Origin of the sequence: Brachybacterium nesterenkovii (assembly GCF_900163655.1) — a bacterium.
Classification (GTDB): domain Bacteria; phylum Actinomycetota; class Actinomycetes; order Actinomycetales; family Dermabacteraceae; genus Brachybacterium; species Brachybacterium nesterenkovii.
The window spans coordinates 38,972-52,202 of sequence record NZ_FWFG01000014.1 but is presented as its reverse complement, the minus strand read 5'-3'; the positions used below and the strand labels follow the sequence as shown (position 1 = coordinate 52,202).

Genomic DNA, 13,231 nt, shown 5'->3' with positions numbered 1-13,231 from the left:
GGACGGAGGGGGCTGGGGCAGGGGCCGCGGGATCAGACCCGGCGCCGGGCCCCGCGGACGAGGCCGAGCACGAGACCGAGCAGGGCTCCCAGGAGCGCGCCGGTGACCAGCGCGATCGGCAGGCCCGGGGACGCGACCTCGCCGGTGCCGGCCGCATCGAGCACCTCGGCGCTCATCGTGATGCCCTGCGTGGAGGAGTCCGCGGCGTGCTGCACGAGCGTCTGCGCTGCGGCGTCGGACAGCGACTGCGCGCCCTCGGCGGTCTCGCCCGAGGCGGTGACCTCGATGACCGTCGTCTCCTCGGGGATGTCGTACGAGACGGCCGAGTCCACGGCGGACTCATCGATCCCTCCGGCCGCGGCGATCTGGGCGCGGCTCTCGCCGGAGCCGGCCATCTGCACCAGGTTGGGGAGGCGCTTCTGCGCGAAGTCGAGGGTGTCCTCGGTCGAGGCCGGGTCCACGGGGGCGGCGGTCACCAGCACCGTCGACGTCGAGGAGTAGCTCTTGGGGGCGACCATCAGGGCGCCCGCCGCCAGGAGCGCGCCGATCAGCGCTCCGAGGGCGATCAGCCACCAGGAGGTGTGGAGGGTGTGCCAGAGGGCGTCGGTGCTCATGAGTGGTCTCCTGTGAGGTCGATTCCGATGGTCCGGTAGGCCGCGAACGAGCGCGCGGCCAGGTCTGAGGTGTCGAACGAGGTCCGCGCGTGGGCGGCGGCGGCCTCGGACATGCGGCTGCGCTCGTCGGTGTCCCGGGCCAGGCGCTCGAGGGCGACGGCGAGCTCGTCGGTGCCCTCCGCGAGGATTCCGGTGGTGGCGTCCCGGACCACGTCCGTGACGCCGGTGACGGCGTGCCCGACGGCGGGGACGCCCATCGCCTGGGCCTCGATGACCGAGATCGGCATGCCCTCGCCGGCGGAGGTGAAGAGCATCAGGTCGGCCTCGGCGAGCTCGGCGTGGAGCTGTGCGGGCGAGAGCCACCCGCTGACGGAGACCTCGGGCCCGAGCAGCGCGCGGTCCCCCTCGCCGAGCCAGCGGAACTCCGCGGCCGGGAGGGCGTCGGGATCGCTGCCGGCGCGGCGGGTCCAGTCCGCGGCGATGCGGGCGAACTCGGCCGGGCGCTTCTGCGCGGCGATCCTGCCGACGTGGACGATCCGGAGGGGGCGCTCGGCGCCCGCGGTCCGGCGCTCGGCGCGGACGCGCTGGGCCAGGTCGGACAGGGCCCGGGTGTCGACGGAGTTGGCGAGGACGGCGGTGCGGACGCCCGGCAGGGTGCGCCGGGCCAGCTCCTCCTCCGAGGCCGAGCACAGCACGAGCCGCGGCCCGACCAGGGTGCCTGCCTGCTCGAGCCCGCGGAAGACCGCGAGCTTCGCGGCCGCTCCGTCGGTGCGGTCGAAGGCGAAGCAGTGGGGCGAGTAGACGGCGCGGGAGCGCCGACCGGTGACGAGCGCGGCGATGCGGCCCAGCAGCCCGGCCCGCGAGGAGTGGACGTGGATGACGTGGTAGCGGCCGCGTGCGAGCAGCAGCGGCAGGCGCGCTGCGAGGACGGGGACGGCAGCGCGCGCGGAGGCGGTGAGGCGCTCGACCCGCACGGCCGGGGAGGCCATCTCCTGGATCGCGGACAGCTCCGGGGAGTCGTGGCGCGGCACATAGGCGAAGGTTGCCTCGACACCGGGCTCGGCGGCCTGGGCGCGGGCGAACGAGGTCACGGCCGCGAGCACGCCGGAGGACGAGGCGTCGGTGACGTGGAGGATGCGGACGGTCACGGGCGGCCTCCTGCGGGGGCGGTCGAGGACGGGGCGGGCGTGGCGGTGCCGGGGTCGGAGCCCCCGACGCCGTCGGGGGCTCCGACGGGGGCGTCGGCGGCGCTGCCGGGCCGCGTCGAGGAGGCGGCCGGGAGCAGGGCGATCACGAGGGGGAGCATCGGCGTGAGGTGCTTGAGGTAGGAGCCGTAGTCGGGCTCGAAGAGGGACTGCACCAGCAGCAGGGACAGCAGGAGGGACGCGGCGCGGGCGGCCCGGACGCTCATCACGGCCGGTCGTGCGCCGAAACGCCCGGTGACCACCGGATGCAGCGCGACGCACCAGATGCCCAGGATCAGCGCGGCGCTCGCCACGTGGTACGGGGAGCCGCTCGCGGCCAGCGGCACCGGCGCGATGAGGAGCACCACCATGATGAGCGCGGACACGACGCCGAGCACCCCGGTGGCGCCCGGGATCGGGCTCTGGATGAGCGAGGCGGCGTCGGAGGTCGAGGCGCGCTCCGCGTTGGCCCATTCCCGCTGGGACTGCAGACCGCCCAGCATCGCGTCGAACACCGGTGCCATCGCCGCATAGGCGAGGACCGGTACGAGCAGGAGCAGGAGGGGCTGGCGCAGCCGGGCCAGGGCGATCCGCCAGAGGACGAACAGGACGGCGATGATCACCCAGTACGAGCGGACCGTCCCCGCGTAGGCCAGGCACGCGAGCACGATGCCCGCATCGCCCCACCGGCTGCGGGGCATCGCGAGGGCCGCGGTCACCACGGCCAGCGTGAACAGCTCCTTGGAGTACTGCGCGAGGTAGGCCAGGGCCAGCACGTACGAGGCCCCGATGGCGCCGAGCCCGATCACGTCGAGATCGCGCAGGCGCTCCCAGCCGATCGCCAGGAAGATCGCTGCGGTGAACAGCACGATCGCCACGAGGGCCGCGGCCGGCGGCGAGCCCGCGAGCCCGAGCGCGCGGTAGTAGCCGGCCACCGCGACGAACCCCTCGGCGTCGCCCAGCAGCAGGTTCCCGGCGATGGAGTCGCGCAGATGCGCGTCGTCGAGCAGGAACTGCCCGGGGAGGATCCCGCGCATCCAGGGCGCGGCGACGATCGCGCAGCCGGCGATGACCACCACCGCCAGCTGGTTGCCCAGACCCCGCATCGCCATCAGGCCTCGCCGCCCCCGGTGCCGCGGACCGCGTCGCGGCAGGCGGCCGCGAAGTCGTCGGCGAAGGTCGAGGTCGCGGTGGAGCGCGCGGCCCGGCCCAGGGAGTCGAACGCTGCAGGGTCCGCCGCCAGGGCGATCGCGCGGTCCGCGGTCGCGGGCACGTCTCCGGCATGGAGGATCGCATCGACGCCGTCGGTGACGTCGACGGCGAGATCGCCGACGGGGGTCAGCACGCAGACCATGCCCGCGGCGAGAGCCTCGTGCGCGGCCATCGCGAATCCCTCGAAGTCCGAGAGCTGCACGTACATGTGCGCCCAGGAGGCCGCGGCGGCCACGCCGTCGCGATCCAGCGGGCCGGAGAACGTGATCTCGGTGCCCGGACCGGCGGCGGCGCGGGCCTCGAGGGCCTCCCGCTCGCCGTCGTCAGGCCCGGCGATGAGCAGCTCGACACCGGCCTCGCGGCGCCGCCCGATCTCGTCTGCCAGCTCGATCACGAGGTCCAGCCGCTTCTGGCGCGCCATGCGGCCCCAGAACACGAGCCGCAGCGGCTCGTCGTAGGCGGGGGCCGTGCGGCCGGGGCCGTCTGCGACCAGGGGGGTCGACTCGGGGCGCACGATGCGCAGCGGCACGGCGGCGCCGGCGCGGGCGAGCGCGGGCCGTACGATCGCCTCGTAGGAGGCGTCGGAGTCGCACAGGATGAGGTCGGCGCGGGGCAGGGCCCACTGGTGGACCGCCCGATCGGCGGCGTTCGTGTACTGCGACAGGTGCACCCAGGCGACCCAGCGGGTCCCGGGGGAGAGACGGCGGGCCAGGGGCCCCAGGGCGACGACGCGCCACAGCGACGTGACCAGCACGTCCGGACGGGTGCGCCGCACCTCGCGGAGCAGGCGGAGTGCCGCGCGGGGGCTGTTGACGCCCTCGCCCGCGATGTCGGCCTCGACGGCCTGCTGCCCCGCCGGCGCGCCCGCGAGGGCCGCCACGGTGTAGGAGATGTCCTCGTGCGCGGCATTCCGGTGCTCGACGGCGCCCTGCTCGACGGTGCCCTGCGCGGCGGCGTCGGGACGACCGCTGCCGAGCGCGCGCCGCAGGTGCTCGGCGGCGGCCTCGACCCCGCCGAACGTCGTCGCGTGGATCAGATGGAGGATGCGCATCAGTACGCGCCGTCCTTGCCGAGCACGGCCTTGAAGGTGCGCAGGAAGATGGACAGGTCCAGCCCGATCGACCAGTTGTGCGCGTAGAACACGTCGAGGCGCTGGGCCTCTTCCCACGAGAGGTTCGAGCGGCCCGAGACCTGCCACAGGCCAGTCATGCCCGGGCGAACGCCCAGGCGGTGGTCGGCGGTGCCGGTGTACAGCGCCACCTCGGCGTCGCGCTGGGGGCGTGGGCCCACCAGGCTCATCGTGCCCAGCAGGACGTTGAACAGCTGGGGCAGCTCGTCGATCGAGTAGCGCCGCAGGAAGCTGCCGATCCGGGTCAGGCGCGGATCGTTCTGCACCTTGAACAGCGGCGTGCCGTCGGTCTTCTGCTCACGCAGCAGCTGCTGGAGGCGGGCGTCGGCGTCGACGGCCATGGTGCGGAACTTGAAGATGCCGAACGGCTCGCCGTCCATGCCCACCCGCTCCTGGCGGTAGATGATCGGGCCGCCGTCGGTGGCCTTGACGGCGATCGCCGTGACGATCAGCAGCGGCGAGAGCAGGAAGATGAGGAACGCGGACCCCAGGATGTCCATCGCGCGCTTGATCCCGTGGGTCAGCAGGGAAGGTTGCGGCGGGGCGACGAGCAGCGAGCCGCCCCCTCGCTCGGTCGCGACCACGCGGCTGGGGGTCACCGTCCCGGCGATGAGGTCGAGCTGCAGCGGGATCTCGCGCGAGCGCAGGCCCCAGCTCAGCTGGGTCAGCGCCTCCGGGCTCATGCTGCCGTCCACGCGCACGACGTCGGCGTGGACGCGGTCGACGGCGCGGATCGTCGCCTCGACGAGGTCCGCCTGCGATGCGTCCGCGGCATCGACGACCGCGTAGATCCGTGCGCGGTCCCGCGGCGAGGCGGGTCCGGGCTCCTTGTGCGTGGTCACCGCGACCACACGAGGGTGGAAGATCACGTGCATCGCCAGGCGCAGGGCGGCGAGCACCACGCCCGTGCCGATGCCGATCTCGAGCAGGCCGCGCAGCGAGGCCAGGTCGACGCCCGCGAGGAACACCAGAGAGAGGCCCACGGCCAGGATCTGCATCGACAGCAGCGGGGAGCGGATCGCGGTCCAGGCGCTGCGGATGGTGCGGTTGATGCCCGTGGACAGGGTCAGGATGAAGAACGCCGCGTCGAAGAGCAGCAGGAGGCGGAACGCCCGGGCATCGAGATCGCCGATCGCGAGGACGATGCCGGAGATCGCGGCGATCACGGCGATCACGAGGAGCGTGGACAGGAGCGCTCGGCGTCGCGGGGAGCCGGGGCCGTGGGTGAATGCGGAGAGCCCCTCCACGGCGCGGGCGGCGGCGGTGACGCGGATGCGGGAGGCGACCGGACGCGCAGCGTCGGGGGCCGTCGGAGCCGGTACGGCGACCGGATCGTCAGTGGGCTCGGGGACGGGGGCCGGGTGATCGGCGGGACGGTCCTGAACGAGGTGCGGCGGTGTGGCGGTCATGTCTCTACGCTTCGGGACGGGGACGTTCGGAGAAGGCGAGCACCGGATCCGAGGGGGAGCTGGGAATCCGGGGAGCGGACCGTGCGCGCGGGAAGCACGGCATGATGCGGGGAATCCGGCGTGTGACGATCCACGGGGAGAGCCAGGTGCCGCTTGTCCGTGCCGTACAATACTCAACCATTTGGCACCGTGTCGTGTCTGCATTCGTGGCGTCCTTCACGCATCGCGGGGGAGGTGCGTCACAGGGCGCGGCGCGCGGGGAGGCAGGGCCGATAGGGTCGCGCCCGGCGGACGCCGCGCAGCACCGTCCGCAGGCGCGGGGACCGCACGGCCAGGCGCCCGTCGCCGTCCAAGGGAGGCAGCATGACCGCCAGCGATCGCACCGACGACCCTCGCCGAGGCGACGGTCTCCTGAGCACCGACGTCCTGGTGATCGGCGCTGGCCCCACCGGTATCGGCGCCGCGGTCCGGCTCGCCGAGACCGGGACCGACCACCTCGTGGTCGACGCCTTCGACGCGCCCGGCGGCATGGCCGGCACGTTCTCCGACGACTCCGGATTCGCGTGGGACCTCGGCGGGCACGTGATCCACAGCCACTTCCCGAGCTTCGACGCGGCCGTCGAGGCCTCCGGAGCCCCCATGAACCAGGTGCTGCGCAACGGCTGGGTGTGGCTGCGCGGCGACGACCCCGACTCCCTCGTGCCGGCGCCCCTGCAGGCCCAGCTCGACGCGATCCCCGAGGACATCGACCCGCACGCGCCCGCGGCGAACCTGGCGGAGTACTACCGCAACTCCTTCGGCCAGGACCTCGTCGACCGCTTCTTCACCGGCTACAACGAGAAGATGTGGACGATCCCGCTCGAGGAGGTCGACCACGCCTGGACCTCGCTGCGCAGCGGTGGCAGCAGCCGCAACGTGCCCCGTCTCACGCTCGCGAAGGACTTCGTGCGCTCCGCCGAGACCTTCCCCTACCCCCGGGGCGGCACGGGGGAGCTCTGGCGCCGGATCATCGAGACCCAGGCCCGGCCCGAGGCCTTCCGGTTCGGCGTGCGCGTCGACTCCCTCGATGTCCAGGGGCACCGGGCGCTCCTGTCCGATGGCACCGAGGTCCGGTACCGGCACCTCATCTCGACCGCCCCGATGACCTGGATGCTGCGCCAGATCGGGCGCGACGACGACGCCGCGCTCCTGCGCGCGAGCTCCGGGACCGCGATCGGACTCGGCTACCGCGGGGAGGTCCCCGCCGCCCTGCGCGGCATGACCTGGCTGTACTGCCCCGACCGCGATGTGCCGTGGTACCGCGGCACCGTCATGAGCACCTACGACCCCGGGACCTCCCCCGAGGGCTGCTGGAGCATGCTCGTCGAGGTCCCCGACATGGAGGCCGTCGGCGGCCGGCGCTGGTCGACCGAGGACGCCACGGCCGCCTGCATCGACTCCCTCGCGATCCTCGGCGCCGATCCCTCGGCGCTCGTGACCACGTGGAGCACGGACATCCCCATGGCCTACCCGGTCCCCACCCTGGGCCGCGACGCCCTCCTCCGCGACGCCGACGCCGAGCTCCTGACCCATGACATCCGCAGCCGCGGCCGCTTCGGCGGCTGGCGCTACGAGTCCTGCAACCAGGACTATTCCTGGGCCCAGGGGATCCAGGCCGTCGACGCCGCGCTCACCGGGGCGGTCGAGGACGTGCTCTGGGAGCCGGAGAAGTACTGACGATGACCGCGGAGACGGCGCCCGAACATCCTGCGCCTGAGCACCCTGCGCCTGAGCACCCCGAGCCCGGTCGTCGCGGCCCCGGGCGCCGGACCCTGCTGACCGGAGCCGCGCTCGCCGGCGCGGTCGCTGCAGGGGGAGCGGCGGCCGCGCACCTGGCGACGCGGGCCCCGGCGGGGCTCGAGGGCGTCCGGATCCCGGAGCTCGCGGCGGAGGACCTCACCCGCTTCGGCTTCACGATCCGCGGCCCCGTGCTCGATGCGATGGAGCCTTTCGAGGAGGACCTCCGGGTGGTCCGGGACCTCGGGCTCGGCTCGGTGCGCTTCAGCCTCCCGATCCACGAATCGGCGGCGGACTGGGGCGTGCGCGGGGGCGCCGTCGTCGGTCCCGTGGTGCTCGACGAGGCGTGGACGGGCGTGATCGTCTCGGCCCTCGACGCCGCGGCCGAGCACGGCCTGGCGGTCTGCGCGATGGGCATCGGCGTCTACCCCCATGAGGACCTCCCGGACGCCCTGCTGCCGCAGGTCATGGCGTCGTACTGGGGTGCGCTCGCCGCCGCGGTCGCCCCCCGGACCCCGCAGTGGCAGATCCTCAACGAGCCCGACGGGTCCGACTTCCGCACCTACGAGATGCTCGACCCGCTCGCGCGACCCGACTATGTGGATCGGCTCGCGGCGCTGCTCGGCGCCGTCCGCGAGGCGATCCATGCCGTCATGCCGGGCTCGGAGGTCACGACCAACCTGTACGGCTTCCCGGTCGATGCCGCGATCCTCGAGCGGTGGACCACGCTGCTGGACGTGCTGGCCCCGCATCTGGACGCGATCACCGTCGACGCCTACCCCGAGACCGGATCGTCCGCGCTCGTGCATCTGGTGGAGTACCTGGACGTTCTCGCCGAGCGCTACGGCAAGCCGGTGCACGTGGGCGAGATCGGCGTGAAGACCTGCGCGGCCTGCTCGACCGTCGCCGAGCAGGCCGGCGCGTACGCGCGCTACCTGCGCTCCCTCACGGCCTCGAGGGCGCGCAGCGTGCACTTCTACACGCTGCGCGATCAGGAGGACGACACCGAGCGCTTCGGGGTGCTCGACGCCGAGGGGCGCGAGCGCCCGGCGTTCCGTCTGCTGCAGGAGACGGCGGAGGAGACATCGCGAGCGGCCGACGGCTGAGGGGCCGCGGCATGTCGTCCCCGGTCAGGGGCGTCGATGGCGCATGATGGGCCGGGCGCGCCGGGCTGAACGAGCGCGCCCCGTACGGGGGCCTGCCGGGATGGGGCCCGTCAGGCTCCCGTGCTCTGCGCTCCTCCGGGTGCGCGCCGCTCAGCCGCCCGTCCGCATCCACGCGTCGCCCCGCACCCGGATGCCCAGGGCGATCGCCCGCACGGCCAGGAACAGCAGGTTGCACGCGGCCCACAGCGCCGCGAGCCCCAGTGGTCCGGCCGGATGCCACCATGCCACGAGCGCCGCCCCGGGCATCACCGCCGCCGCGGTGATCATGCCCGCGCGGGCCAGGTACGGGGCGTCCCCGGCGCCCATGAGCACGCCGTCGAGCACGAACACGTAGCCCGCCAGCGGCTGGGCGATGACGAGCACCCACAGCGCCGCCCGCAGGCTCTCCTGCACCGCCGTGTCCGGAGTGAACAGGGACGGCACCAGGTAGGAGGCCGCCAGCAGCAGCAGGCCGACGACCACGCCGCCGCCGACGCCCCAGGTGATCAGCCGCCGCGTCACCGCGTGCACGGTGCGCGTATCCGCGGCGCCCAGGTACCGGCCCACGAGGGCCTGCCCGGCGATGGCGAGCGCGTCCAGCGCCAGGGCCAGCAGGTTGAACACCGTCGAGGCGAGCTGGTGAGCGGCCAGCTGCACCTCGCCCAGCCCGGTCGCGACCAGCACCGTCACCAGCACCACGGCCCGCAGGCTCACCGTGCGCAGGAGCATCGGCACCGCCTCGCTCCACGCCGACGCCACGCCCGAGACGTGCGGGCGCAGTGCGACGCCCTCCCGGCGCGCTGCCCGGGCCACGACGGCGAGCAGCACCGCGGCCATGAGCGTCTGGCTGATGACGGTGCCGATCGCCGAGCCCGCGATGCCCAGGCCCGCGCCGAAGATCAGCGCCGCGTTCAGCGGGATGTTCGCGAGCGCCCCGCCGACCGCCACCAGCAGGGGCAGGCGAGCGTCCTGCAGGCCGCGGACCAGGCCCGTGGCCGCCTGGACGGCGAGCATCGCCGGCAGTCCCAGGGCGCTGATGCGCAGATACACGGCGGCCTCGGCGAGCACGCCGCCGCTGGGCCCGAACAGGCCCAGGATGAACGGTCCGGCCAGCAGCAGGAGGGCGGCGCACGCGGTGCCGATGAAGAGCGCGAGCCAGCACGCGTCGACGCCGCGGGAGATCGCCTCCCGGTGCTTCCCGGCGCCGAAGGCCCGGGCCACGCCGGCCGTCGTCGAGTAGGCCAGGAACACCGACAGGCCGACGACCGTAGTCAGGACCGTCGAGGCCAGGCCCAGGCCCGCGAGCGACGTGGTCGAGATGCGGGCGACGAACGCGGAGTCGGCCATGACGAACAGCGGCTCGGCCACCAGGGCGCCGAGCGAGGGGATCGCCAGGCGCAGGATGTCGCGGTCGACGATCGTGCGGGCGGCGCGCGGCGAGGGGGCGGCGTCGGGGTCGGGTGCGGGGACGGGGGATGTGGGCACGTCCTCCAGTGTCCCAGGGGGCATGGCGGGGCCTGCCCCCAGGTGCTCGGAGGGCGTCGGGACGAGCTCGTCGTCCCGACGCCCTCCGCGTCGTGCAGGCGTCCCGGCGCGGCCGGGTCTCCGATCAGTAGTCGGAGTACTCGATCACGAGCTCGCCCTTGTCGTCGTACGTGACCGTGCCGGTGACGGAGATGGAGTCCTCCATCGTCATCGGCGTCGGCGTGCCGAACGAGTCGTACGTGTACGAGAACGTCGCCGCGCCGTTGGAATCGGTCGACAGGTAGTACGAGCCCTCCTCGCCCTGCTGGAGCGTCACGACCGGGTAGGACGTGACGGTCCAGGTGCCCGAGGTGGCGTTGTACGCGTAGGCGTCGAGGGGGCAGCCGCTGGGCTCCGGCTGTCCGGTGGCGGCGCACTCGTCGATCTTGGCGTTCACGTCCTCCTGGACCTTCTTCTGACCGGCATCGTTGATGATGTAGTTCAGGTAGACGTACCCGCCGCTGGAATCAGCGACGGCGCCGTCCGCGGCGACCGTCGTGCTGACGGGCTCGGCCTCGATGTACTCGCCCAGCGCCGGTCCGGAGAAGGCGTACGTGCCCGGCAGCACGGGCAGGGCCGCCACCGCGTAGCCCATCTCGTCGGACGTCGTCTCGAGCTTCGCGACCTCGACCTCGACGCCGTTCACGGTGACCTTCTCGACGCCCTGGGGGACGTAGAAGGAGAGCGATGTGTACTCGACCTCGCCGAGCTTCCACTCCGGGAACACGAGGAAGCGGTTGCCCGCGCGGTCGACGGTGAACGTCCGCTGCGTGCGCTGACCGTCCTGATCGAGGGTCGCGGTCACGATGGCCGTGTCCTCGGAGACCTCGACATCGTCGATCGTGTACGAGGTGATCCGCTTCTCGGTCTTCGCGCCGACGCCGTCCGTCAGCAGCACACGGTTCGCGTTCGGCGCGTTCGGCTGAGCGATCTGCGCCGCGGTCCCGTAGTCGCCCGCGGTCACGGCGTCGAGGTAGGACTCGACCTCGTGCTTGGGCGAGAAGATCGTCGAGCTCATCACGACGATCGCCACGATCGCGGCGATCACGAGCGCGACGGCCGCGCCGAGCAGGCCGAGGATCAGCAGCAGGCGCCGCTTGGCCTCCTTGGTCATGGGTTCGCGCTGCGAGGCGCCGCCCAGCGGGACGGGAGCGGCGGCCGGGGCGGGCCCTGACGCCGACGCCGCGGAGCCGGTCTGCGCATCGGCGGAGCCCGTCTGCATCGCGGCCGGGGCGGCGGCGCCCGTGAGGGCGGCCGAGGAGGCTGCGCCGGTCGGGCTCAGCACGGACGGGGCGCCGGAGACCGGGGCCGCGGCGTCGGCACGGCCGCGCACGAGGCGCTCGGCGACGGCGGGGACCATGCCGCCGACCAGCGGGGAGACCAGGCGGGAGAGTCCCTCGACGGCCCCTCCCACCAGGAGCGCCAGGAACGGCACCCAGGGGGCCAGGCCCAGGCTGCCGCCGACGGTGCCCTCCCCCTCCGCGGAGGCGGTGAAGCCGACGTGCGCGAGGATGGCCAGAGCGATGGCGCCGGCGAAGTACACGGCGGGGAGCGCGGCCCAGGAGATGATCTTCGCGGTCAGGTCGCCCGGGACGATCGTGCGCCCGGCGCCCCAGATCGCGGACATGAGGACCAGCACCACGAGACCGGCCAGCAGCACGAGCAGCCACACCCACCAGGGGGCCGAGAAGATCGAGGCGTACTGGGTCGCCCCCACGCCCGTGCCGCCCAGGCCGAAGGAGCCGAGGCCGCCGCTGGCGACGAGCGAGCCGAGCATGCCCAGGCCGCAGGCGCTGGCGATGAACTGGCCGAGGAAGGCGAGCGCGAGCAGCGGCAGGCCGACGATCGCGAGCATGACGCCGTCGCCCTCGCGGATCGACTGGATGATCGCCCAGATCCACATCCCGGCGAACACGACGGCGGAGAACACCACGGCGTGCAGGATCGCCAGGCGCACCCCAGCGAGGAGATCCGTGAAGCGGCCGTGGCGCGAGGGGCCCCGGCTGGCGAGGATCTGACCGATGGCGTACGCGACGCCGACGATCAGCCAGGTGCCGAAGAAGGAGTCGGCGCCCGCGGCGTGCAGGCGCAGCGTGACCATGTCCTCGAGCGGGACGCTCACGGCGAAGATCAGGGCTCCGAGCGTCACCAGCAGGGCGACGACGAAGCCGGCCAGCAGCGCCTCTACGGCGATGCCGAGGATCCGCGCGGGGCCGCGGCGGCGCACCACCAAGCGCGCCCCGAAGTACGGCAGCAGCACGAGGGCCAGCGTGGCCAGCAGCGGGATGAAGCGCAGCGAGAGGGAGGCGTTCCCGATGAGAGGGACCTCCATCCGGGCGCCGAAGGACCCGAGACCTGCGAGGGCGAGGAGCTGGAAGGGCGCGGCGAACAGGGTGCCTGCTCCCGCCGAGACGTCCTCGAGCTCGCTCGGCAGGGGCGAGGAGGACATCCCGCTGCCGCCGAGGACGGCGCCGACGATGCTCAGGAGCACCAGGGTGATGACCGCGGCCACGAGGCCGCCGACCCAGGTGGCGCCCGCGACGGCGAGTGCCGGCAGGGGGTTCGAGATGCCGAGGGCCGTCGCCTTGACGCCCACGGCCGCGAGGTCGACTGACGGGGCGGGGGCCGGGGCTGCGGACTGCTGCGCACCGGCGGCGGGGGAGAACGCCGCGGGGGAACCGGGGTATCCGTCCGGGACCTGGTCCGCCGAGGCGGGGGGATAGGCGCCCGGAGCCGGAGGCGCATCGGGCGATGCACCTGACCACGGCGCGGGGGAGCCGGTGTATGCGGGAGGTGCGGGCGGCATCTCGTGGGTCGGCGCCTCCGACCCGAACGCCGGCAGCGTCGTCGTCGTGTCGTCCGAGCCGGCGCCGTCCCAGGCGTAGTCCGCGCTGCCGGTCGGGGCCTCGGAGGGGGACGGGCGGTTGTAGCCCTCGGGGAGCTCCGAGCCGTCCAGCGGAGGGGTGGGGGCCGTGCCGGAGACAGCCGGCGTCGGCTCCTCCGCGGGCCCGGGGGGCGTCTGATCAGGGGAGGTCACCGTCATCGTCCTGTCCTGCGACCGGCACGGCCGCGTGCGCATCGTGCGGGGGATGGCATCTGCGAGCACCGCGAGAATCCACTGGTTCGCGCATTCCCACGGCTTTCCCAGAACTCCCTAAGACTACGCCCAGATGTGACGAGAGCGGCAATGCTGGCAATATCGGGCGAACGTCATGGTCACTGCATCGGCCCTTGTGAC

9 protein-coding genes are annotated in these 13,231 nt (G+C 73.6%); 2 read left to right on the top strand and 7 right to left on the bottom strand.

Annotated elements, in window-relative coordinates; genetic code table 11:
• Positions 1–32: 32 nt before the first annotated feature.
• Genes FM110_RS01775 through FM110_RS13630 form a run of 5 tightly spaced genes read right to left on the bottom strand, consistent with a single transcriptional unit; the run spans position 33 to position 5,548 of the window.
• Positions 33–614 (bottom strand): Wzz/FepE/Etk N-terminal domain-containing protein, encoded by a 582-nt coding sequence (locus tag FM110_RS01775; RefSeq protein WP_087102086.1) that lies wholly within the window; start codon positions 612–614, stop codon positions 33–35.
• On the bottom strand, positions 611–1,762 hold the full coding sequence (locus FM110_RS01770) for a glycosyltransferase family 4 protein (protein WP_087102084.1): 1,152 nt from the start codon (positions 1,760–1,762) through the stop codon (positions 611–613). Before FM110_RS01770 ends, FM110_RS01775 begins: the two co-directional genes overlap by 4 nt.
• Positions 1,759–2,910 carry a hypothetical protein gene (locus FM110_RS01765; RefSeq protein WP_087102082.1) on the bottom strand — a complete coding sequence of 384 codons (1,152 nt, stop codon included), beginning with the start codon at positions 2,908–2,910 and terminating at the stop codon, positions 1,759–1,761. The genes FM110_RS01770 and FM110_RS01765 overlap by 4 nt, the downstream gene beginning before the upstream one ends.
• Complete coding sequence (locus FM110_RS01760; RefSeq protein ID WP_087102081.1) at positions 2,910–4,061, bottom strand: glycosyltransferase; 1,152 nt, start codon at positions 4,059–4,061, stop codon at positions 2,910–2,912. Before FM110_RS01760 ends, FM110_RS01765 begins: the two co-directional genes overlap by 1 nt.
• Positions 4,061–5,548, bottom strand: a complete 1,488-nt coding sequence (locus FM110_RS13630; protein WP_159457946.1) for a sugar transferase — start codon at positions 5,546–5,548, stop codon at positions 4,061–4,063. Before FM110_RS13630 ends, FM110_RS01760 begins: the two co-directional genes overlap by 1 nt.
• A gap of 363 nt (positions 5,549–5,911) precedes the next feature.
• On the opposite strand from FM110_RS13630, the gene FM110_RS01750 reads away from it, so the two are divergent.
• Positions 5,912–7,264: a protoporphyrinogen/coproporphyrinogen oxidase gene (locus tag FM110_RS01750; protein WP_087102079.1), complete on the top strand. Its 1,353-nt coding sequence runs from the start codon at positions 5,912–5,914 to the stop codon at positions 7,262–7,264.
• Positions 7,265–7,266: 2 nt separating this feature from the next.
• The gene (locus tag FM110_RS01745; protein ID WP_087102077.1) at positions 7,267–8,430 is read left to right on the top strand and encodes a glycoside hydrolase family 5 protein; all 1,164 of its coding nucleotides are present in this window, start codon (positions 7,267–7,269) and stop codon (positions 8,428–8,430) included.
• 150 nt (positions 8,431–8,580) lie between these two features.
• On the opposite strand, the gene FM110_RS01740 is transcribed toward FM110_RS01745, so the two are convergent.
• Positions 8,581–9,954, bottom strand: a complete 1,374-nt coding sequence (locus tag FM110_RS01740; RefSeq protein ID WP_407641020.1) for an MATE family efflux transporter — start codon at positions 9,952–9,954, stop codon at positions 8,581–8,583.
• Between the two features lie 124 nt (positions 9,955–10,078).
• Positions 10,079–13,030 (bottom strand): zinc ribbon domain-containing protein, encoded by a 2,952-nt coding sequence (locus tag FM110_RS01735; RefSeq protein ID WP_143276205.1) that lies wholly within the window; start codon positions 13,028–13,030, stop codon positions 10,079–10,081.
• Positions 13,031–13,231 lie beyond the last annotated feature (201 nt).

Bases quoted from the DNA above. Each gene is read 5' to 3' on its own strand.
- FM110_RS01760 (WP_087102081.1), bottom strand. From the start codon at position 4,061: ATGCGCATCCTCCATCTGATCCACGCGACGACGTTCGGCGGGGTCGAG.
- FM110_RS01745 (WP_087102077.1), top strand. From the start codon at position 7,267: ATGACCGCGGAGACGGCGCCCGAACATCCTGCGCCTGAGCACCCTGCG.
- FM110_RS01765 (WP_087102082.1), bottom strand. From the start codon at position 2,910: ATGGCGATGCGGGGTCTGGGCAACCAGCTGGCGGTGGTGGTCATCGCC.
- FM110_RS01750 (WP_087102079.1), top strand. From the start codon at position 5,912: ATGACCGCCAGCGATCGCACCGACGACCCTCGCCGAGGCGACGGTCTC.
- FM110_RS13630 (WP_159457946.1), bottom strand. From the start codon at position 5,548: ATGACCGCCACACCGCCGCACCTCGTTCAGGACCGTCCCGCCGATCAC.
- FM110_RS01775 (WP_087102086.1), bottom strand. From the start codon at position 614: ATGAGCACCGACGCCCTCTGGCACACCCTCCACACCTCCTGGTGGCTG.